Origin of the sequence: Arthrobacter sp. ZBG10 (assembly GCF_001238605.1) — a bacterium.
GTDB lineage: Bacteria > Actinomycetota > Actinomycetes > Actinomycetales > Micrococcaceae > Arthrobacter.
Window position 1 is genome coordinate 1 of record NZ_LFQH01000166.1, and the last position, 245, is coordinate 245.

At 69.8% G+C, this 245-nt stretch carries 1 pseudogene; it reads right to left on the reverse strand.

Annotation, left to right across the window (positions count from 1 at the left end):
- Positions 1 to 240: pseudogene (locus ACU18_RS19040) on the reverse strand (catalase HPII); the annotation flags it as partial.
- Positions 241 to 245: the final 5 nt, after the last annotated feature.

The following is a 245-nucleotide window of genomic DNA, read 5'->3' on the forward strand; positions in this document are numbered from 1 at the left end:
GGCTTTGAGTGAATGGTCTGTGTCACCCAGGCGCAGCCCCTGGGCGGTGGTCAGGTACTGGCCGGACTGGGCGCGCGAGGTGGCCGGCGCCCCGGTGGGGCTTCCCGTGGGGGACACGGCCTCCGGCCCTTGCTGGTCAGGCTTGGGCGGCAACGGCTCACGCGGAGCGGTGGGTTCTTCGACGGCGGGAGGCTCGGTGGACGGAGCGCCCGGAATGACGATGTTGTCTTCAACTGGCACGATAC